Genomic DNA, 20,413 nt, shown 5'->3' on the forward strand with positions numbered 1-20,413 from the left:
TGTAGTCAGGATTGAACCAACAAGTGGTCATTTTCACCACACTAGATTTTGCCTGCTGTTCCACGTGGAACGTCCCATTTTTTTGATCGACACCCGCTTTTAAACTGAGCTATGGTGCTAGCTCCCCCGTAACTGACTCTGGATCTGTCACCGAATGGAATTTTCCTTGTTCGGCGAGAAGTTCACTCGCCATGCCGGTATTACCCAACTCATGGATGACCTTAATCAGGGGCTGACCAATCCGAACGCCATCATGTTGGGTGGCGGCAACCCAGCCCCCATCCCTGCCATGCTGGAACGCTTTCAGGCCGAGGCCAAGAGCCTGCTCGACAACGGCGAGCTGGTGAAGGCGATGGCCAACTACGATGGCCCCCAGGGCAAGGACAGGTTCACCAAGACGCTGGCGGCCCTGCTCAGCAAGGAGCTGGGCTGGGACATCTCCGCCCGCAACATCGCCCTCACCAACGGCAGCCAGAACGCCTTCTTCTATCTGTTCAACCTGCTGGCGGGCGAATTTGCCGATGGCCGCAAGAAGAAGGTGTTGTTCCCGCTCGCCCCCGAGTACATTGGCTATGCCGACTCGGCACTGGCGGACGACTACTTCGTGGCCTACAAGCCCACCATAGAGAAGCTGGCCGACGGCCAGTTCAAGTACCACGTGGACTTCGAGAGCCTGCAGGTGGGTGACGACATCGGGGTGATCTGCGTCTCCCGCCCCACCAACCCCACCGGCAACGTGCTGACCGATGAAGAGATCGAACACCTCGATCAGATTGCCCGCGACAAGGGCATTCCGCTGCTGATCGACAATGCCTATGGCGTCCCCTTCCCTGGCATCATCTTCAGCGAGGCCAAGCCGTTCTGGAACGCCAATACCATCCTCTGCATGAGCCTCTCCAAGCTCGGCCTGCCGGGCACTCGCTGCGGCATCGTCATCGCCGACGAGAAGATCATTCAGGCCATCACCAACCTGAGCGGCATCATCAATCTGGCGCCGGGCAGTCTGGGGCCCGCCATCACCATTCCGATGATCGAGAGCGGCGAGATCATCGCCCTCAGCGAGCAGGTGGTGAAACCCTTCTATCGGCAGAAGGCGGAGCTGGCGGTGCAACTGCTGCGCGAAGCGATCCCCGACCCGCGCTTCCACATCCACAAGCCGGAAGGCGCCCTCTTCCTCTGGCTCTGGTTCGAAGGCTTGCCGATCCACTGTCAGGATCTGTACGAGCGACTAAAGGCGAAGAACCTGCTGATCGTGCCGGGCCACTACTTCTTCCCCGGCATCGACGACCCCGAGTGGCGCCACAGCCGGGAATGCATCCGCCTCAACTACTCCCAGAGCGAGGAGCTGGTACGGCGCGGCATCGCCATCCTGGCCGACGAAATCAACGCCCTCTACGCCGGCTAAGCCCAGTTCGGCGATACAAAAACAGAGAGGCCTGCACATGCAGGCCTCTCTTGTTTATCGCGCGCCGATTGGCTTAACCGGGCAGTGCCAGCTGCTCGGGCTTGCCGATCGGGATGGCACGGGGCTTGAGCGCCTCCGGCAGCTCACGCGCCAGATCGATGGTCAGCAACCCATGCTCCAGCTTGGCGCCCTGCACTTCCACGTGCTGGCTCAGCTTGAAGGCGAGCTCGAAGTCGCGCTCGGCGATCCCCTGATGGAGGAACTGGCGTTCATCGGCGGCGGCCTTGCGCCCCTTCACCTTGAGGGTGCCGTTTTCGGTCTCCAGCTCCAGCTCTTCGCGCTCGAAGCCGGCCACGGCAACCGTGATGCGATAGCCGTCGTGATCGCGCTTTTCGATGTTGTACGGGGGGTAAGCGGCGGTCTTCTGCTCGAACAGACCTTCCAGCTCACGGGCCATCCGCTCGAAGCCGACGGCGTTGGAATAGAGATGAGAAAAATCGAGGTTACGCATAATCCTATCCTTCTATAAGCAACAGGTTTCACTTCTCCACGGGCCCGTCATCGGCACCCGGAAAACGTCATCAATTCAATGAGGTCAGGCTATCAGCCGTTGATCTCGATCTTGCGGGGCTTCATCGCCTCGGGCACTTCGCGCACCAGGTCGATGTGCAGCAGACCGTTTTTCAGATCGGCGCCCTTCACCCGCACATAGTCGGCCAGCTGGAAGCGACGCTCGAAACCGCGTTCGGCTATGCCTTGGTAGAGGTAGTTGCGCTCGCTATCAGCCTGCTTGTTGCCCTTCACCGTCAGCAGATTTTCCTGGAAGCTCAGCTCCAGCTCTTCCTGAGTAAAGCCCGCCACCGCCATGCTGATGCGGTAGTCGCTATCACCCAGCTGCTCGATGTTGTAGGGGGGATAACCGGCATTGCCATTGCTGGCCGCAGATTCGATGAGATTGGCCAGACGATCGAAACCGATGGCAGAACGATAGAGCGGAGAAAAGTCGATAGAACGCATAGTATTATCCTCTTTTGAGCGATAACTGATTGTTTGCCCTCCTGATGGACGGGCGCCTGGTCGAAACCTCTGTCGAGCGTTCCGGCCTTGTTATCTATATAGGGGCCCGCTTTCGGCTTTCAAGGGCCCTGATCGAAAAATCTTCTCACCGCCCGTTGCAGGCTTTTTCCACATTCAACTTTCTCCCCCAGTCACAACATGGCACCCTGAGCGGAGATCTTGAGGAGCCACATCATGTCCCGTTCCGAACGCCTGCTGGCCCTGCTGCAGCTGCTGCGCGGCCACCGCTACGCCATTACCGGCAGCGAGCTGGCCAGCCAGCTTGGCATCAGTCTGCGCACCCTCTATCGGGATATTGCCACCCTGCAGGCACAGGGCGCCCACATCGAGGGGGAAGCAGGTATCGGCTATGTGCTGCGCCCCGGCTTCATGCTGCCGCCGCTGATGTTCAGCGAAGAGGAACTGGATGCATTGGTACTGGGCTCACGCTGGGTGGCGGCCCATGCCGATCATGCCCTCAGCACCGCCGCCAGCAGCGCGCTGGCCAAGATAGAGGCCGTGCTGCCCGCCGATTATCGCCAACAGCTGCATGCCAATGCCCTGCTGATCGGCACCGCTCGCGGTGACAGCCCCGTCGACGAGGCTCCGCTGCGCAGTGCCATCCGCCAGCAGCGTAAGGTGACTCTAAACTATCGGGATCTCAAGGAAGCGAGTTCGGAGCGCACCGTCTGGCCCTTCGCCCTCGGCTACTTCGATCAGGTGCGGGTACTGGTGGCCTGGTGCGAGCTGCGCCAGGGCTTTCGCCACTTTCGGGTGGACAGGATCAGCGCGATGCGGCTGGAGGCGGAGCCTTATCCTGGCAATCGGGAACGGTTGCTCAAGGAGTGGCGCGCCAGCCAGCAGATCCCGCAACCCAGATTCATTGCTGACAGAAACTGACAGCAGGCGGCGCCATGCTGATTGGGTCGGCGCCGATGCGCCATCTCATCAGCAAGGAGCATCACCATGTTAGTCCCCCAGTTCACCATCCTCTACGTTGCCAACCCGGCCCGCAGCGCCCTCTTCTACCGCGAGCTGTTCGGCCGCCAGCCGGTGGAGGAGTCACCTACCTTTGCCATGTTCGTGTTCGAATCGGGCGCCAGACTGGCACTTTGGTCCAGCGCCACGGTCGAACCCGCTGTGACCCAAACGGCCGGGGCCATGGAGCTGGCCTTCGCCCTCCCCGATGATGCCGCCGTCGATCGCCAGTCTGCGGAGTGGCAGGCACGCGGACTTACCCTGATCCAGGCACCGACCCGGATGGAGTTTGGCTACACCTGTATGGCCCTCGATCCGGACGGCCATCGTCTGCGCCTCTACTGCCCTGCACCTGAACTGGGGTAATCGGGTTCAATGTTCCACGTGGAACGTGCCACCTCCTTCGCCAGAAAAACAAAAAGCCGCTCACAAGGGAGCGGCTTTTTAATATCGTACTGACAGCGTCAAATTAGACGTCGAGGTTGGCCACGCGCAGAGCGTTGGTCTCGATAAAGTCGCGACGCGGCTCTACTGCGTCACCCATCAGGGTAGAGAAGAGCTGGTCGGCACCGACGGCATCATCGATGGTGACGCGCAGCATGCGACGGGCTTCCGGATCCATGGTGGTTTCCCACAGCTGGTCCGGGTTCATCTCGCCCAGCCCTTTATAGCGCTGGATGTAGATGCCGCGCTTGCCTTCGCCCATCAGCCACTCGACCGCTTCGACGAAGCTGGCGACCGGCTTCACCTTCTCGCCACGCTTGATGTAACCGCCTTCCTCGATCAGGTTGGCAATCTCCTTGCCCAGCGAGACCAGCTGACGGTACTCGGAGGATTGCAGGAAGTCGTAGCTGATCGGGTATTCGCGGTCGACACCGTGTTGACGTACCACGGCGTGCGGCACGAACAGACGGCGCTCTTCATCGCGGCGCACCTGCATCTGGTACTGGATGCCGTGGTTGCTCTCGTTGAGCACGGCTTCCATGCTCTGGCACCAGGCCTGCAGATCGCTCTCGCTGGTCAGCAGTGCTTCGTTCAGTTCCGGCTGATAGATCAGCTGGGTCAGCACGGCTTCCGGCGCACGGCGGGACATGCGGGTGATCAGGTGAGTCACCGAACGGTGCTGGTTGACCAGACGCTCCAGCGCCTCGCCACCGATAGCCGGAGCAGACTCGTTGACGTGCAGGGTGGCACCATCCAGCGCCATGGCGGTCTGGTACTGCAGCAGCGCATCCTCGTCTTTCAGATACTGCTCCTGCTTGCCCTTCTTCACCTTGTAGAGCGGCGGCTGAGCGATGTAGACGTAGCCACGTTCGATGATCTCCGGCATCTGACGATAGAAGAAGGTCAGTAGCAGGGTACGGATGTGCGCACCATCGACGTCCGCATCGGTCATGATGATGATGTTGTGATAGCGCAGCTTGTCCGGGTTGTACTCGTCGCGACCGATACCGCAACCCAGTGCGGTGATCAGGGTGCCCACCTCTTGCGAGGAGATCATCTTGTCGAAACGGGCCTTCTCCACGTTCAGGATCTTGCCCTTGAGCGGCAGGATGGCCTGGTTCTTCCGGTTGCGACCCTGCTTGGCGGAACCGCCAGCAGAGTCCCCTTCCACTATGTAGAGTTCGGAGAGCGCCGGGTCTTTTTCCTGACAGTCGGCCAGCTTGCCGGGCAGACCGGCGATGTCCAGCGCGCCCTTGCGGCGGGTCAGTTCGCGGGCCTTGCGGGCCGCTTCACGGGCACGGGCCGCATCGATGATCTTGTTGACCACGATCTTGGCATCGCCCGGGTTTTCCAGCAGGAAGTCGGCCAGCTTCTCGCCCATCGCCTGTTCGACTGCGGTCTTCACTTCGGAAGAGACCAGCTTGTCCTTGGTCTGGGAGGAGAACTTGGGATCCGGCACCTTGACGGAGATAACGGCAATCAGACCTTCACGCACGTCATCGCCGCTGGCGGCAGACTTGGCCTTCTTGCTGTAGTCCTCTTTGTCCATGTAGGAGTTGAGGGTACGGGTCAGCGCGGTACGGAAGCCCACCAGGTGGGTGCCGCCATCACGCTGCGGAATGTTGTTGGTGAAGCAGTAGACCCCTTCCTGATAGGCGTCGTTCCACTGCATCGCCACTTCGACGCCGATGCCGTCCTGCTCGGTGGTGAAGTGGAACACCTTCGGGTGGATCGGGGTCTTGTTCTGGTTCAGGTACTCGACAAACGCCTTGATGCCGCCTTCGTAGCAGAAGTGCGCCTCGCGGCCGTCACGCTCGTCCATCAGACGGATGGAGACGCCGGAGTTGAGGAAGGAGAGCTCGCGCAGACGCTTGGCCAGGATCTCGTAGTGGAACAAGGTGTCGCTGAAGATGGTCGGGCTCGGCCAGAAACGCACTTCGGTCCCAGTGGTGGTGGCATCGCCGATCTGCTTGAGCGGAGCCTGCGGCTCGCCCAGGTGATAGGTCTGCTCGTAGACATGACCGTTGCGACGGATGGTCAGCAACAGCTTGTCAGAGAGCGCGTTCACCACGGAAACGCCCACGCCGTGCAGACCGCCGGACACCTTGTAGGAGTTGTCATCGAATTTGCCGCCGGCGTGCAGCACGGTCATGATGACCTCTGCGGCGGAGCGACCCTCTTCCGGGTGAATGTCGACAGGAATGCCGCGGCCGTTGTCACGGACGGAGACGGAACCATCGGAGTGGATCTTGACCTGAATATCGGAGCAGTAGCCAGCGAGCGCCTCGTCAATGGAGTTATCGACCACTTCGAACACCATGTGGTGCAGGCCCGAGCCATCATCCGTATCGCCGATATACATCCCCGGGCGCTTGCGGACCGCATCCAGGCCCTTCAGTACCTTGATATTCGAGGAGTCGTAAGTATTTTCACTCATAGCTTACTCTCTGCCTTCTCTAACGTTTCGGAGATCTTGCCTTGTTCCACGTGGAACAACTTGCAGTCATTCGCATCCATCATGTCTGCGAGCTGACCGGTGTCGATGGCGGTGATGAACACCTGGGACGCACACTGCTTCAGCCTTGCGGCCAGCAAGCGGCGCTTGTCGACATCCAGTTCAGAGGCAAAATCGTCAATTAAAAAAATACAGCCACGGCTGCTATGTTGATTCAAATAGAGCCCTTGGGCCAGTCGCATGGCACAGACCAACAACTTCAGCTGACCCCTGGACAAAATATCCTGAGCGGGCACGCCGTTCGCCTTGAGGCGCACATCGGCCTTCTGCGGACCAACGCCCGTGTAACCCAGCGTCCGATCCCGCTCAAACCCCGCCTCCAGCAATTCATTGAGCGGGGTATCTTTTTCCCAGCCTCGATAGAATCCAAGGCTGATGTCGAATTCCGGCAAAAAGTCCGCCGTCATCTCCTTGATCAGGGGGGTAATGGCCTGACAATAACTGGCGCGAAACTCGGCCAGCGCTCCCCCCAACCGCACCAGCTCCTGATCCCAGAACGCCAGTTGGCGATACTGGGTACTCTGGCGCAGCAGTGCATTGCGCTGTTTCAGCAGCCGCCGTACCCGTCCCCACAGGGAGAAGAAGGTCGGTTCCTGATGAAAAACACCCCAGTCGAGCCAGGCGCGGCGAGCCTGGGGCCCGCCGGTCAGCAGGTTGAAGCCATCCGGGTGGATCAGCTGCACCGGCAGCAGCTCGGCCAGGTCGGCTAGGCGCTGAGCCTGGGCACCGGCAATCTTGAGCTGGGTCTCGCCACTCTTGTCCTTGGCGAGACCAATGGGCACCTGGCGCCCCTCCAGTTCGCACTGGGCGAACAGGGTAAACGCCCTCTCCCCCTGGCGGATGACCCGCCCGGTCAGGTGAGTGCGAAAGGAGCGACCGAGACCGAGGTAGTGAATGGCTTCCAGCACGCTGGTCTTGCCGCTGCCGTTGCACCCGACCAGGATGTTGAGGCCGGGTGACAGCGCGAGACTGGCCTGCTGGATATTGCGAAAGTCGCTGAGCTGGAGTTTGACCAGGGACACGACTAGATCCGCATCGGCATTACCACGTACTGAGCATCCTGACTGTCAAAATCCTCAATAATGGCGCTGCTGATGGAATCGCTCAGGCTGATCCGGATTTGGTCACATTTTAACGTATTCAGCACGTCCAGCACATAAGAGACGTTGAAACCGATCTCCATCTCGCCGGCTTCGTATTGTACGTCAAGCAGCTCTTCGGCTTCTTCCTGTTCCGGGTTGTTGGCGGTGATGCGCAGCAGGTTTTCCTGCAGATTGAGACGCACCCCACGGAATTTCTCGTTGGAGAGGATGGCGGCACGGGCAAAGGCCTGGCGCAGATCCTCACGGCCGGCGATCAGGGCCTTGTCGCTGTTGCGCGGAATGACGCGGCGCCAGTCCGGGAAGCGGCCATCCACCAGTTTGGAGGTGAAGATGAAGCCGTCGAGGGCGGCGCGCAGGTTGCTGCGGCCGATCTGCAGCCGTACCGGCTTGTCTTCCGCTTCCAGCAGGCGCACCAGTTCCAGCACGCCTTTACGCGGCAGGATGACCTGATGATCGGGCAGCGATTCGCTCACCACCTCGCGACGGCAGGTTGCCAGCCGGTGACCATCGGTGGCCACGGTACGCAGGCCGTGGCCCTCGCTCTCGAACAGCATGCCGTTCAGGTAGTAGCGCACGTCCTGGCTCGCCATGGAGAACTGGGTCGCGTCGATGAGTTTTTTCAGCTCCAGCTGGCCGATGTCGAACTCGAGCACGGACTCCCAATCCTCGATGTTCGGGTATTCGGTGGCCGGCAGGGTCGACAGGTTGAAGCGGGAGCGGCCGGAGCGGATGATCAGACGCTCGCCTTCGGTATTGAGACGAATGTCCGCCCCTTCCGGCAGACCGCGACAGATATCCAGCAGCTTGCGCGCCGGTACTGTGGTGCGGCCATCCTGACTGTCACTGTTGAGATAGACCTGACCGATCATCTCCACTTCGAGGTCGGTACCGGTCAGTGACAGCAGACCGTTGCTGACATCCAGCAGCACGTTGCCGAGGATCGGCAGGGTCGGCCGGCCACCGAGGGCACCGGACACCAGTTGCAGAGGACGTAACAGGGCCTCACGGCTAATTTCGAGCTGCATCTGTGCTCTCCGTTGTGATTAGGAGTAAAGGTTTCGGATCAGGTTGGCAGGTTCAAGCTGCATCTGTGCACTCAGTTCCGTCATCAGGAAGAAAGGGTACGGATCAGGTTGGAATAGTCTTCCTTGATGTCGTGACTCTCTTCCTTCAGCTGCTCGATCTTGCGGCAGGCATGAAGCACGGTAGTGTGGTCACGACCACCAAAGGCATCACCTATCTCCGGCAAGCTATGGTTGGTCAGCTCCTTGGCCAGCGCCATCGCCAGCTGGCGTGGACGGGCGACGGAGCGGGAACGGCGCTTGGAGAGCAGATCCGCCAGCTTGATCTTGTAGTACTCCGCCACCGTCTTCTGAATATTGTCGATGGTGACCAGCTTCTCCTGCAACGCCAGCAGATCGCGCAGCGCTTCGCGCACGAAGTCGATGTTGATGGCGCGACCGGTGAAGTTGGCATTGGCGATAACCCGGTTCAGCGCCCCTTCCAGCTCGCGCACGTTGGAGCGCAGCCGCTTGGCGATGAAGAAGGCCACTTCGTCCGGCAGGTGGATCTGGTTCTCGTCCGCCTTGCGCATCAGGATGGCGACACGCGTCTCCAGCTCCGGCGGCTCGATCGCCACCGTCAGGCCCCAGCCGAAGCGAGACTTGAGACGATCTTCCACCCCGTTGATCTCCTTCGGATAGCGATCCGAGGTCAGGATGATCTGCTGGTTGCCTTCGAGCAGGGCATTGAAGGTGTGGAAGAACTCCTCCTGGGAGCGCTCCTTGTTGGCGAAGAACTGGATGTCATCGATGAGCAGGGCATCGACGCTACGGTAATAACGCTTGAACTCTTCAATGGCGTTATTCTGCAGTGCCTTCACCATGTCCTGCACAAACCGCTCGGAGTGCATGTAGATGACTTTGGCGTCCTGCTTGCGCTCCTTGATGGCGTTGCCGACGGCATGCAGCAGGTGGGTCTTGCCCAGACCGGTGCCGCCATAGAGGAACAGCGGGTTGTAGGCCCCACCCGGATTGTCCGCCACCTGACGGGCAGCCGCACGGGCCAACTGGTTGGACTTACCCTCGACGAAATTCTCGAAGGTATAGTTCACGTTGGTGTTGCTCTTGTGGTTCGGTTCGGGCTTGGCCTCGGCCTTGCTTTCCCAGCTCTTCTGCGAGTTATTCACAGGATCCGCACCCCGTGCCGGCGCCCTGGCCACCGCGACGGGATGGGGACGATTGCCGATGTCAAAACGCAGGGTGGGGCCATCGACCCCGCAGAGCTCATTGATGATGCCGTTCACCCGGATGAGATACTTGTCTCGAACCCAGTCCAGAACGAAACGATTCGGTGCATACAGGGTCAGAGTATTGTCACTCAACTCCGCTTGAAGCGGCCGGATCCACATGCTGAATTCTGCCGAGGGCAACTCATCTTGCAGCCGGTTAAGGCACTGCTGCCATAGCGAAGCAGTCACTCTAAACTCCCGTCGATTGATTAACTAAAGACCGGCTATTCTACGTTTTTAGCGGCTGGATCTCTAGCCGCGACCTCGCGGATCCAGCAAATAAGATCCTTGACTTTCAAGGATCCAGCAGCCGTGGATCTGATTTCATCCCCAAAGTTACCCACAGCCCGATCCCGTCACCGATGCACCAAAGATCCAGACCTGAAGCGGTTATTTTATATAACCAAATATCATTTATTCTTTAGGTTTTATTCCAATAACATCAGCGCAACCCCAGCGTTTACAACTAAAAATACAGAACTACAGAGAGAGAGGAATCACCATGACGTCATCCATCAAGCTGGTCTCCGGCGCCGCCATTCTGCTGGCCGCCCTGTCCGGTCAAGCCATCGCCCAGGAAACCATCAAGGTCGGCATGTCCGGCAAGTACTTCCCGTTCACCTTCGTCAAGCAGGACAAGCTGCAGGGCTTTGAAGTGGACATGTGGAACCAGATCGGCGAGCGCACCGGCTACAAGGTCGAGTTCGTGACCGCCAGCTTCTCCGGCCTGTTCGGCATGCTGGAAACCGGCCGCGTCGACACCATCTCCAACCAGATCACCATCACCGACGAGCGCAAGGCCAAGTACGCCTTCTCCCAGCCCTACGTCTATGACGGCGCTCAGATCGTGGTCCGCAAGGGCAACAGCACCATTCACGGCATCAAGGATCTGGAAGGCAAGAAGGTCGCGGTGAACCTGGGCTCCAACTTCGAAGAGCTGCTGCGCAAGAACGACCCCAACAAGAAGATCGACATCCGCACCTATGACTCCGCCTTCGAGCAGGACGTTGCCCTGGGCCGCATCGATGCCTTCGTGATGGACCGCGTCTCCACCGCCCAGCTGATCAAGGAGTCCAAGCTGCCGCTACAACAGGCCGGCGCACCGTTCGAAACCATCGAGAACGCCCTGCCCTTCCTGAAGACCCCGGAAAAGCAGGCACTGCTGAAGAAGGTCGATGACGCCCTCACCGCCATGCGCAAGGATGGTTCCCTGCGTCAGATCTCTGAAAAATGGTTCGCTTCCGACATCACCGACAAATAAATGATGGAATTTGACCTCGAATACACGCTGGGGCTGTTTCCCATCCTGCTCAAGTATCTGGGCACCACGATGGAAATGGCCCTGTGGGGATTCGCATTGGCACTCGTACTGTCGCTGGCCCTGGCGATAGTACGGGTCTTTCGCGTTCCCGTGATCCACTGGCTGGCGATGCTCTATATCTCGTTCTTTCGGGGTACACCGCTGCTCGTCCAGCTGTTCCTGCTCTACTACGGGCTGCCGCAGCTGTTCCCCATCTTCGTGGGAATGGATGCCTTCACCGCCGCCATCGTCGGTTTGACCCTGCACTTTGCCGCCTACATGGCCGAGTCGATCCGTGCCTCCATCATTGGCATCCACAAGAGCCAGATGGAAGCTGCCCTCAGCATCGGCATGAGTCGTTACCAGGCGATGCAGCGGATCATACTGCCGCAGGCGGCCCGCATCGCCACGCCGTCGCTGATGAACTACTTCATCGACATGATCAAGAGCACCTCGCTGGCCTTCACCCTGGGGGTGGCCGAGATCATGGGCAAGGCGCAGATGGAAGCCTCCTCCTCCTTCAAGTTCTTCGAGAGCTTCATGGCGGTGGCCCTGGTCTACTGGGTAGTGGTCATCTTCTTTACCCGCCTGCAGCATCTGCTGGAAGTGCGGCTCAACCGTGCCTATTAGGGGTTTGCCATGACAACGCAACCGACCCGCTTGCAATGCACGCCGGAAGTCCGTTTTAACTCTGCGCCTGTTTAAAGGAGGGCCATCATGATCAAGCTAACCGGCCTCTCCAAGGCATATGACGGCAATCAGGTGCTAAACAGCATCGATCTGGAGGTGAAAAAGGGGGAAATCGTCGTCATCATCGGCCCCTCCGGCACCGGCAAGTCCACCTTGCTGCGCTGTCTCAACCTGCTGGAGACTCCCGATACGGGCACCCTCGCCATCGACGATCTGCAGCTCAACCTGGCCAAGGCCAGCGAGCAGCAGGCCATCGAGCTGCGCAAGCGCGCCTCCTTCGTGTTCCAGAACTACGCCCTGTTTGCCAACAAGACGGCGCTGGACAACATCGCCGAGGGGCTGATCACCGTCTGGAAGCAACCTAAGGCGGAGGCCCATGCCACCGCCCTCGGCATCCTCAAGGACATAGGTCTCGCCGACAAGCAGGACGCCTATCCTGCCTCATTGTCGGGCGGTCAGCAGCAACGGGTCGGCATCGGCCGGGCCATGGCGGCTCACTCCAAGGTGATCCTGTTTGACGAGCCCACCTCGGCCCTCGATCCCGAATGGGTCGACGAAGTACTGGGCCTGATGAAGGAACTGGCTCGCCAGCACCAGACCATGGTGGTGGTGACCCATGAGATTGAATTTGCTAGAGATGTTGCCGATCGGGTGATCTTCATGGAGGGGGGCCGGATCGTGGAACAGGGCCCGCCGGATCAGATATTGGTCGATCCGCAGGATCCCCGCACCCGGGAGTTCCTGCGCAAAGTGCTTAAATAGCTCTCTCTTTGGCGGCTCTGCCGCCTTTTTTATTGGAGGATCCTTGTTAAACCCCGGGTTGCCAGTATAATCCGGAGCCCTTGATCCTTCGGATCCTCACGCTCGCCCAAGACCTTTTCGAGGTCGGGGAAGGATGGGAGGGAACGGCGGATTGACTAAAAGCCGAACTCTGTTTAGAATTCGGCCTCTTTTGCTAGTCGTCACACGCTATAGCTGGCGCGTCGGCTAAGTGTGACAATCAAAACTGTACAGAAATACGGAATCGAATCATGAAACGTACTTTTCAACCGTCCAACCTGAAGCGCAAGCGCTCTCACGGTTTCCGCGCCCGCATGGCAACTGCCAACGGTCGTAAAGTTCTGGCCGCTCGTCGTGCCAAGGGTCGTGCCCGCCTGGTAGTCTAATGCCTACCCAGCACGCCTTTTCTCGGGAGTTACGTCTGTTAACTCCCGAACACTTCAAACGCGTTTTCGCCGAGCCTGTCCGGGCCGCTTCTCCGCAGATTACGCTTCTCGCCTCTCCCAATTCGCTCGAACACCCTCGCCTTGGTCTCGCCGTGCCCAAAAAAGCACTCAAGCGTGCCGTCTGGCGCAACCGTGTAAAACGGGTGGTTCGGGAAAGTTTCCGCCTCAATCAAGCCAATCTGCCCGCTATCGACATCGTCGTGATCGCCAAGGCCGGTGTGAAGGAGATGGATAACGAGGAACTGTTCAAGTTACTGGAAAAGCTATGGCGCACTCTGTCACGCCGTTGCAATGGGTAGCTGTCAAACTGATACGCCTGTATCAGCTAATCATTAGCCCTCTGCTCGGGCCGCGCTGCCGTTTCACCCCGACTTGTTCCCAATTTGCGATAGAAGCAATCCGACTTCACGGTTTCATAAAAGGCGTTTGGTTAGCCAGCAAACGTCTATTAAAATGCCATCCCTTATCCGAGGGTGGTTATGACCCGGTTCCGCAACCAAAGCGAAGAAACTGAAGACTATGGAATCACAACGCAATCTCATCCTGATCGGTTTGCTGTTCGTGAGCTTTTTGCTCTGGCAACAGTGGGAGTCCGACAAGGCTCCGAAGCCGGCCCCGACTACCGTGGCCCAAACCGAACATTTCGTACCTGAAGCCGGTCAGACCGGTGATATTCCTCAGGTTTCCGAGCAAGCCAACGCGAACACCGCACGCAAGCTGATCACCGTCACCTCCGACGTGCTCAAGCTGACCCTGGATACCCAGGGTGGTGACATCGTCTCTGCCGAACTGCTGGCCCACAAGCTGGAAGAAGGCAAGGATCAACCGTTCGTACTGCTGACCAGTCAGCCTGAGCACCTCTATGTTGCCCAGAGCGGTCTGGTTGGTCGCAATGGCCCGGACAGCCAGCCCCAGGGTCGTCCCACCTATGAAGCCGCCCAGACCAGCTACCAGCTGGCCGACGGTCAGGATCAAGTCGTCGTCCCGATGACCTGGACCGACAGCAAGGGCGTGGTCTTCACCAAGGAGTTCGTCCTCAAGCGTGGTGACTACGCAGTCGGCGTCGACTACAAGATCGACAACAAGTCTGCCGAGCCGGTCCAGGTGCAATTCTACGGTCAGCTGAAGCAGACCGTGGCCACGCCGAAAGACCAGCAGGGTCACGCCATGGTGGCCAGCGCCTACCGCGGTGGTGCCTTCTCCAGCGAAGATACCCGCTACAAGAAGTACACCTTCGACGAGATGAAGGATGCCGACCTGAACAAGACCACCAAGGGTGGTTGGGTCGCCATGCTGCAACACTACTTCGTCTCCGCCTGGGCACCGAATGCCGACGACACCAACAGCTTCTACAGCCGCGTGATCCCTGGCAAAGACCAGGCCATCATCGGCTACAAGGCACCGCTGGTTGACATCGCTGCCGGCCAGCAGGCCGAAGTGACCAGCAAGCTGTGGGTCGGTCCCAAGCTGCAGGATCAGATGGCCAAGGTGGCAAACCACCTCGACCTGACCGTCGACTACGGCTGGCTCTGGTTCATCGCCCAACCGCTGCACTGGCTGCTGACCGTGTTTCACGGCTTCGTCCAGAACTGGGGTCTGGCCATCATCATGCTGACCCTGCTGGTGCGTGGCGTCATGTTCCCACTGACCAAGGCCCAGTACACCTCCATGGCCAAGATGCGCATGCTGCAGCCCAAGCTGGCCGCCCTGCGCGAGCGCTTCGGCGACGATCGCCAGAAGATGTCTCAGGGCATGATGGAGCTGTACAAGAAGGAGAAGGTCAACCCACTGGGTGGCTGTCTGCCGATCCTGGTACAGATGCCGATCTTCATCGCCCTCTACTGGGCACTGATGGAGTCCGTCGAGCTGCGCCACGCGCCGTTCGCCCTGTGGATCACCGACCTGTCGGTGAAGGACCCCTTCTTCGTGCTGCCGATCCTCATGGGTGCCTCCATGTGGTATCTGCAGAAGATGAGCCCGACCACCATTACCGACCCGATGCAGCAGAAAGTGATGCAGTTCATGCCGATCATCTTCACTTTCATGTTCCTCTGGTTCCCGGCAGGTCTGACCCTGTACTGGCTGGTGAGCAACGTCATCTCCATTACCCAGCAGACCATCATCTACCGTCAGCTGGAGAAGAAAGGCCTGCATACCCGCAGCTAATCGCTCCCGATGGCAAGATGGATGACAAAAGAGGCGGCCTTCGGGTCGCCTTTTTTATTACAATGACCCCACTGCTGTGAACATCAGCGAACAAATGAGCCAAGCAAGATGACTACAGATACCATCGTGGCCCAGGCCACCGCCCCCGGCCGTGGCGGCGTCGGCATAGTCCGCGTCTCCGGCCCCGCCGCCGAACAGGTCGCCGAGATAGTGCTCGGCAAACTCCCCCGGGTGCGTTACGCCGAATATCTGCCGTTCAGGGATGAGCAAGGCCAGCCGCTGGATCAGGGCATCGCCCTGCTGTTCAAGGCCCCCAACAGCTTCACCGGCGAAGACGTGCTGGAGCTGCAGGGCCACGGCGGCCCGGTGATCATGGACATGCTGGTGCGCCGCATCCTGCAGATAAAAGGGCTACGCCCAGCCCGCCCCGGCGAGTTCAGCGAGCGCGCCTTCATGAACGACAAACTGGATCTGGCCCAGGCCGAGGCCATCGCCGACCTCATCGAGGCTTCCAGCGAGCAGGCGGCCCGCAGTGCCATGCACTCCCTGCAGGGGCAATTCTCCGGCAAGATCCAGCAGCTGGTGGAGAGTCTCACCCGGCTGCGTATCTATGTGGAGGCCGCCATCGACTTCCCGGACGAGGAGATCGACTTTCTCTCCGACGGTAAGGTGGCGGGTGATCTCTACGCCATCATGGATGAACTGGATGCGGTGCGCGGCGAGGCCAAGCAGGGCGCCCTGCTGCGGGAAGGAATGAAGGTGGTGATCGCCGGTCGCCCCAACGCCGGCAAATCGAGCCTGCTCAACGCCCTGGCCGGCCGCGAGTCCGCCATCGTCACCGAGATCGCCGGCACCACCCGCGACGTGCTGCGCGAGCACATCCATCTGGATGGCATGCCGCTGCACATCATCGACACCGCCGGCCTGCGCGATACCCAGGACAAGGTGGAGCAGATCGGCATCGAGCGTGCCTGGGCCGAGATTGAACAGGCCGATCGGGTGCTGTTCATGGTGGATGGCACCACCACGGATGCGGTAGACCCGCGGGAGATCTGGCCGGAATTTGTTGATCGGTTGCCAAAAAAGATCGGCCTCACCGTGGTGCGCAACAAGGCCGACCTGACCGGCGAAGATCTGGCACCGAGTCAGGAGCAGGGCCATGCCGTCTATCGAATCTCCGCCAAGACCGAGCTGGGGCTGCCCGCCCTGCGCGAGCACCTGAAAGCCTGCATGGGCTTCCAGAGCAACACCGAGGGGGGCTTCATGGCCCGCCGCCGCCACCTGGATGCGCTGGAGCGCGCCGCCGAGCGGCTGCTGGTAGCCAAGGAGCAGCTGGAGGTGTTCGTGGCCGGCGAGCTGGTGGCCGAAGAGCTGCGCCTCGCGCAGGAGTCACTCAGTGAGATCACCGGCGAGTTCAGCTCCGACGATCTGCTGGGCCGCATCTTCTCCAGCTTCTGCATCGGCAAATAACACTGCACGGCAGGCAATAAAAAGCCCGGGATGAACCCGGGCTTTTTATTGCGCATTTTTCATCCACCAACCTAGAGACGGCGCAGGCACCACATGAAGTAAGCGCCCCCTAACAAGGTGGAGACCAGCCCCACCGGCACCTCCTGCGGGAACAGGATCTGCTGGCCGATCCAGTCCGCCGACACCATCAGCAGGGCGCCGGAGACGGCGGCACCGAGCAGATGCCAGCGTGCCCGCACCAGCCCCATCAGCTTGGCCATGTGCGGTGCCAGCAGGCCGACGAAGGAGAGCGGCCCCACCACCAGGGTCGCGCTGGCGGTGAGCACGGCCACCAGCAGCAGGATGGCGAGCTGGGCCCGGTTGAGCCGAATGCCGAGCGCGGCGGCCACCGCCGGCCCCATCGGCAGCAGATCGAGCCAGCTGCTGAGCAGCAGGCAGGCTGCCAGCAGCGTCAGTGCCAGCACGACCAACCCGCCGGCAAGCGGCAGGGTGACGTAATAGGTGGAGCCGGACATCCAGGAGAGCAGTTGCTGCACCCGCAGGTCACCGTTGGCCAGCGCGATGGCCTGTAGCGGCTCGAACAGCGCCGTGATGGCGATGCCGGAGAGCAGCAGCCGCTCCGGCTGGAAGCCGTGGCTGCGATTGACCAGCAGCAACAGCAGCAGACAACCGAAGGCACCTAACAGGCCGCCGGCCAGCATCATGGGCAGAGGCAGGGCGGGTAGCAGCAGCGCCGTGGCAATCACCCCCATGAAGGTGCCACCACTCACCCCCAGCAGCTCGGGACTCGCCATGGGGTTGCTGCTGACCCGTTGCAGCAGGGTGCCCGCCAGCGCCAGCAGCATGCCCGCCGCACCGGCCGCCAGGGTGCGCGGCAGCCGCCACTCCAGCTGGGCCTGCCAGCGCAGCCAGCTAGGCCAGTGCCAGCCGTCAATCCCCTGTCCAAACAGCAGGGAGGCCATCACCGCCAATACCAGCCCCATCAACATCAGGCCGACAAGGCGAGCCGGTGCCGGGTGGCGGGCCACCAGCAGGGCGGCATTCGCCTTTGGTGTGCCCGACTTGATACCCAGGCGCGGGATCAGCCACAACAACAGCGGAGCTCCCAACAGGGCCGTCATGGCGCCGGTCGGAATGAGTACAGAGCCGCTGCGGCTCAAGGATTGCAGCAACAGATCGGTGGCCGCCAGCAGCAGAGCGCCCAATAGCGGGGCCCACAGCAGTCGCAGGGCCAGTTTTCTCACCCCCAGCAAGCGCACCAGGGCGGGCGCCGCCAACCCGATGAAGCCGATCAGCCCCACCACGCTCACCACGCAGGCAGTGACGAACACCGCCAGCCCCAGTCCGGCGAAACGCAGGTGTTGAAGAGAGACCCCCAGACTGCGGGCACTGGCATCATCCAGCTCCAGCACCGCCAGCGGGCGCACCAGCACCGCGGCCAGCACGCCAGCCAGCAGCAGACGGGGCAGCAGGTAACTCACCCCGCTCCAGCTGTTCTGCACCAGCGAGCCACTGCCCCACACCAGCAAGCCTTTCAGCTCCTCCTGAAAGAACAGCAGGAGCCCCATGCTGATGGCCGCCAGATAGAGGTTGATCACCAGCCCGGCAAAGACGATGACCACCGGATTGAGCTGGCGACGCCAGGCCAGGGCAAACACCAGCCCCATGGCGAGACTGCCGCCGGCCATGGCGATCCACTCCTGCCCCAGCAGCAGCCAGGAGGGAGCAAACAGGGTCACCATCATCAGCGCCAGCTGGGCGCCGGAGGCTACCCCCAGGGTGGTGGGCGAGGCCAGCGGGTTGCGCAGCACCTGCTGCATCAGGGTGCCGGCCAGCCCGAGGGCGGCGCCGGCCAGCAGGCAGACGGCAAGGCGCGGCAGCCAGCTGAAGTGGACTACCGCCTGGCTGGCATCGGTCAGATCTGGCGATAACAGGGTCGCCAGCCAACGCGCCACCGGCAATTGATCGGCCAGCTCCCAACCGGCGAGCGCCAGCGTCAATCCCAGCAACAGGCTGACAGGCAGTCGCAGCGGCGATGGAAAAATCTGGTTCATCACAGCCCCTCCCCGCTTTGCCCATCCCGCTGCAGCGCAGTACTCAGCTGCACGGCAAAGCGACGCGCCGCCAGCACGCCGCCAAAACTCCACACCGCGGGCAGATGCAGCACGGCCGCCGCCCTCACCTGTGGCAGCTGCTGCCACAGACCGGGCTCCTGCAGCCGCTCACTCACCCCGACCGGGATCGGATCGACCACCACCAGCCGCGCCTGCGGCAGCGCCATCAACTGCTCCAGACTGGCCACGGCAAAGCCCCAGGCATTGGTCTCCCCCTGCCAGCCATTGCGCAGGCCGAGCCGCTGCATCACCGCCTCGAACAGGCTGTGGCGGCCAAATACCCGCACATGGCGCTCATCGATGAACTGCACCACCAAGAGGGGCGGCAGCTCTGCAGGCAACGCCGCCCGCATCTGCGCCAGATCCTGGTCCAGCCTGGCCAGCAGTTGCTCGGCCTCGGCGGTCTTGTTCACCAGCGCAGCTATGGTCAGGGTCGCCTCGTGCAATCGCTGCCACAGATCGGCATCCGGCTCGTAGAGCGCGATGGATTGCACCGGCGCGATGCGGGAGAGGGTCGGCGCCAGCGGGGCCGCCAGCGGCGAGATAAGGATGCGATCGGGTTTGAGCTCCGCCAGCAGCTCGCGGTTGGGCTGGGCGCGCTGGCCGATGTCCACCACGGCGGCCGGCAGCAGCGGCTCGCCGACCCAGGCGCGGTAGGAACCGACATCCCCCACCGCCAGCGGCGTCACCCCGAGCGCCAGCAGGGTTTCCGCTATGGTCCAGTCGACGGTGGCGATACGGGGTACCGACTTCACAGCATCGGCTCGAGGGAGGTCTGCAGCGGCAGGCACCACTGGCTCGGCCTGCAACATGAGCGGAGCCAAGAGGCAGCAGAACCAGCCAACTTTCTTGAATAAAAGCATCGAGATAACAAGCCTTGTCTAAACGATGGCGATGGCGTGGTCATGGGCCGGGTGGCGAATGACCTCCATCGGGATGCCATAGATGGCGTGCAGGGTCTCGCCGGTCATGATCTGTTCGGGTTCGCCGTGGGTCAGCAGGCGGCCGGAGTGCAGCGCCACCAGCCGATCGCAGAAGCGGGAGGCCATGTTGATGTCGTGAATGACTATGATGACCCCGAGCTTGAACTGGCGGCTCAACTGCTTGACCAGCGTGAGCACCTCTACTTGATGAGCTACGTCCAGCGCGGCCAGCGGCTCGTCCAGCAGGATGAAACGGCTCTCCTGGGCCAGCAGCATGGCCAGCCACACCCGCCCCCGCTCGCCGCCGGAGAGGGTATCCACCAGCCGGTCGGCAAAGCGTTCGGTATGGGTCAGCGCCATGGCCCGTTCGACCTGGCGGTGATCCTCCGCCCCCATCCGACCCAGCAGGCCGCGCCAAGGATAGCGTCCCATCTCCACCAGCTCCCGCCCGAGCAGGTTTTCGGCGCTAGGCAGATGCTGGGGCAGATAGGCCACCTGACGGGCGAAGTCGCGCGCCCCCCACGCCGGTAGCGGCTTGTCATCGAACCGGATCTCGCCGTCACTGAGCGGCTGCTGGCGTGCCAGCAGCTTGAGCAGGGTGGATTTGCCCGAACCATTGTGGCCGATGAGGCCATAGACTTTGCCCTGCTCGAAACAGAGATCGGTAGGGTGCAGCAGCGTGCGGTCATTGACCGCGAAGCTGGCTGATTTCATCTCAAACATAAGCGGTTCC

20 protein-coding genes are annotated in these 20,413 nt (G+C 61.0%); 11 read left to right on the top strand and 9 right to left on the bottom strand.

Annotated elements, in window-relative coordinates; genetic code table 11:
- Positions 1-154 precede the first annotated feature (154 nt).
- Entirely contained in the window at positions 155-1,405 is a 1,251-nt protein-coding gene (locus G5134_RS16035; protein ID WP_065017164.1) for a valine--pyruvate transaminase, read from the top strand.
- 73 nt (positions 1,406-1,478) lie between these two features.
- On the opposite strand, the gene G5134_RS16040 is transcribed toward G5134_RS16035, so the two are convergent.
- Positions 1,479-1,916, bottom strand: a complete 438-nt coding sequence (locus G5134_RS16040; protein ID WP_016348873.1) for an Hsp20 family protein — start codon at positions 1,914-1,916, stop codon at positions 1,479-1,481.
- A gap of 92 nt (positions 1,917-2,008) precedes the next feature.
- Positions 2,009-2,422, bottom strand: a complete 414-nt coding sequence (locus tag G5134_RS16045) for an Hsp20 family protein (RefSeq protein ID WP_016348872.1) — start codon at positions 2,420-2,422, stop codon at positions 2,009-2,011.
- Positions 2,423-2,656: 234 nt separating this feature from the next.
- Between G5134_RS16045 and G5134_RS16050 the strand changes: the two genes are divergently transcribed.
- Positions 2,657-3,361 (top strand): helix-turn-helix transcriptional regulator, encoded by a 705-nt coding sequence (locus tag G5134_RS16050; protein ID WP_017785136.1) that lies wholly within the window; start codon positions 2,657-2,659, stop codon positions 3,359-3,361.
- A gap of 66 nt (positions 3,362-3,427) precedes the next feature.
- Positions 3,428-3,805: a VOC family protein gene (locus tag G5134_RS16055; protein ID WP_019839340.1), complete on the top strand. Its 378-nt coding sequence runs from the start codon at positions 3,428-3,430 to the stop codon at positions 3,803-3,805.
- A gap of 103 nt (positions 3,806-3,908) precedes the next feature.
- Here G5134_RS16055 and gyrB read toward each other — a convergent pair whose 3' ends face one another.
- From gyrB to dnaA, 4 genes are all read right to left on the bottom strand, one after another.
- Complete coding sequence (gene gyrB / locus G5134_RS16060) at positions 3,909-6,320, bottom strand: DNA topoisomerase (ATP-hydrolyzing) subunit B (RefSeq protein WP_065017163.1); 2,412 nt, start codon at positions 6,318-6,320, stop codon at positions 3,909-3,911.
- On the bottom strand, positions 6,317-7,420 hold the full coding sequence (gene recF, locus G5134_RS16065) for a DNA replication/repair protein RecF (protein WP_065017162.1): 1,104 nt from the start codon (positions 7,418-7,420) through the stop codon (positions 6,317-6,319). The genes gyrB and recF overlap by 4 nt, the downstream gene beginning before the upstream one ends.
- A 2-nt stretch (positions 7,421-7,422) precedes the next feature.
- On the bottom strand, positions 7,423-8,526 hold the full coding sequence (gene dnaN, locus G5134_RS16070) for a DNA polymerase III subunit beta (RefSeq protein ID WP_005307138.1): 1,104 nt from the start codon (positions 8,524-8,526) through the stop codon (positions 7,423-7,425).
- Between the two features lie 83 nt (positions 8,527-8,609).
- A complete protein-coding gene (dnaA, locus tag G5134_RS16075) occupies positions 8,610-9,980 on the bottom strand; it encodes a chromosomal replication initiator protein DnaA (protein ID WP_005307141.1) in 1,371 nt (456 codons plus the stop codon).
- A gap of 313 nt (positions 9,981-10,293) precedes the next feature.
- Here dnaA and G5134_RS16080 point away from each other — a divergent pair, with 313 nt between their 5' ends.
- The 8 genes from G5134_RS16080 (at position 10,294) to mnmE (ending at position 16,643) form a co-directional block, all read left to right on the top strand.
- Positions 10,294-11,052: an amino acid ABC transporter substrate-binding protein gene (locus tag G5134_RS16080; RefSeq protein ID WP_005307144.1), complete on the top strand. Its 759-nt coding sequence runs from the start codon at positions 10,294-10,296 to the stop codon at positions 11,050-11,052.
- Positions 11,053-11,721, top strand: a complete 669-nt coding sequence (locus G5134_RS16085) for an amino acid ABC transporter permease (protein WP_005307147.1) — start codon at positions 11,053-11,055, stop codon at positions 11,719-11,721.
- Positions 11,722-11,808: 87 nt separating this feature from the next.
- Entirely contained in the window at positions 11,809-12,543 is a 735-nt protein-coding gene (locus G5134_RS16090) for an amino acid ABC transporter ATP-binding protein (RefSeq protein ID WP_065017161.1), read from the top strand.
- Between the two features lie 269 nt (positions 12,544-12,812).
- Complete coding sequence (gene rpmH / locus G5134_RS16095; RefSeq protein ID WP_005307156.1) at positions 12,813-12,947, top strand: 50S ribosomal protein L34; 135 nt, start codon at positions 12,813-12,815, stop codon at positions 12,945-12,947.
- Positions 12,947-13,306, top strand: coding sequence for a ribonuclease P protein component (rnpA, locus tag G5134_RS16100; protein ID WP_005307159.1), 360 nt, complete (start codon positions 12,947-12,949; stop codon positions 13,304-13,306). The genes rpmH and rnpA overlap by 1 nt, the downstream gene beginning before the upstream one ends.
- Positions 13,273-13,521: a membrane protein insertion efficiency factor YidD gene (yidD, locus tag G5134_RS16105; protein ID WP_010635605.1), complete on the top strand. Its 249-nt coding sequence runs from the start codon at positions 13,273-13,275 to the stop codon at positions 13,519-13,521. The genes rnpA and yidD overlap by 34 nt, the downstream gene beginning before the upstream one ends.
- Before the next feature lie 5 nt (positions 13,522-13,526).
- Positions 13,527-15,173 (top strand): membrane protein insertase YidC, encoded by a 1,647-nt coding sequence (gene yidC / locus G5134_RS16110; RefSeq protein WP_010635604.1) that lies wholly within the window; start codon positions 13,527-13,529, stop codon positions 15,171-15,173.
- Positions 15,174-15,281: 108 nt separating this feature from the next.
- Positions 15,282-16,643 carry a tRNA uridine-5-carboxymethylaminomethyl(34) synthesis GTPase MnmE gene (mnmE, locus tag G5134_RS16115; RefSeq protein ID WP_421232080.1) on the top strand — a complete coding sequence of 454 codons (1,362 nt, stop codon included), beginning with the start codon at positions 15,282-15,284 and terminating at the stop codon, positions 16,641-16,643.
- A gap of 71 nt (positions 16,644-16,714) precedes the next feature.
- Here mnmE and fhuB read toward each other — a convergent pair whose 3' ends face one another.
- The 3 genes from fhuB to G5134_RS16130 are packed head-to-tail and all read right to left on the bottom strand — an operon-like array spanning position 16,715 to position 20,403.
- A complete protein-coding gene (gene fhuB, locus G5134_RS16120) occupies positions 16,715-18,697 on the bottom strand; it encodes a Fe(3+)-hydroxamate ABC transporter permease FhuB (RefSeq protein WP_421232081.1) in 1,983 nt (660 codons plus the stop codon).
- Positions 18,697-19,620: an ABC transporter substrate-binding protein gene (locus tag G5134_RS16125; RefSeq protein WP_065017158.1), complete on the bottom strand. Its 924-nt coding sequence runs from the start codon at positions 19,618-19,620 to the stop codon at positions 18,697-18,699. Before G5134_RS16125 ends, fhuB begins: the two co-directional genes overlap by 1 nt.
- A gap of 18 nt (positions 19,621-19,638) precedes the next feature.
- A complete protein-coding gene (locus G5134_RS16130) occupies positions 19,639-20,403 on the bottom strand; it encodes an ATP-binding cassette domain-containing protein (RefSeq protein WP_195879757.1) in 765 nt (254 codons plus the stop codon).
- Positions 20,404-20,413 lie beyond the last annotated feature (10 nt).

Source organism: Aeromonas sp. 600276 (genome assembly GCF_049175815.1).
In the GTDB taxonomy this organism is placed as follows: domain Bacteria; phylum Pseudomonadota; class Gammaproteobacteria; order Enterobacterales; family Aeromonadaceae; genus Aeromonas; species Aeromonas dhakensis.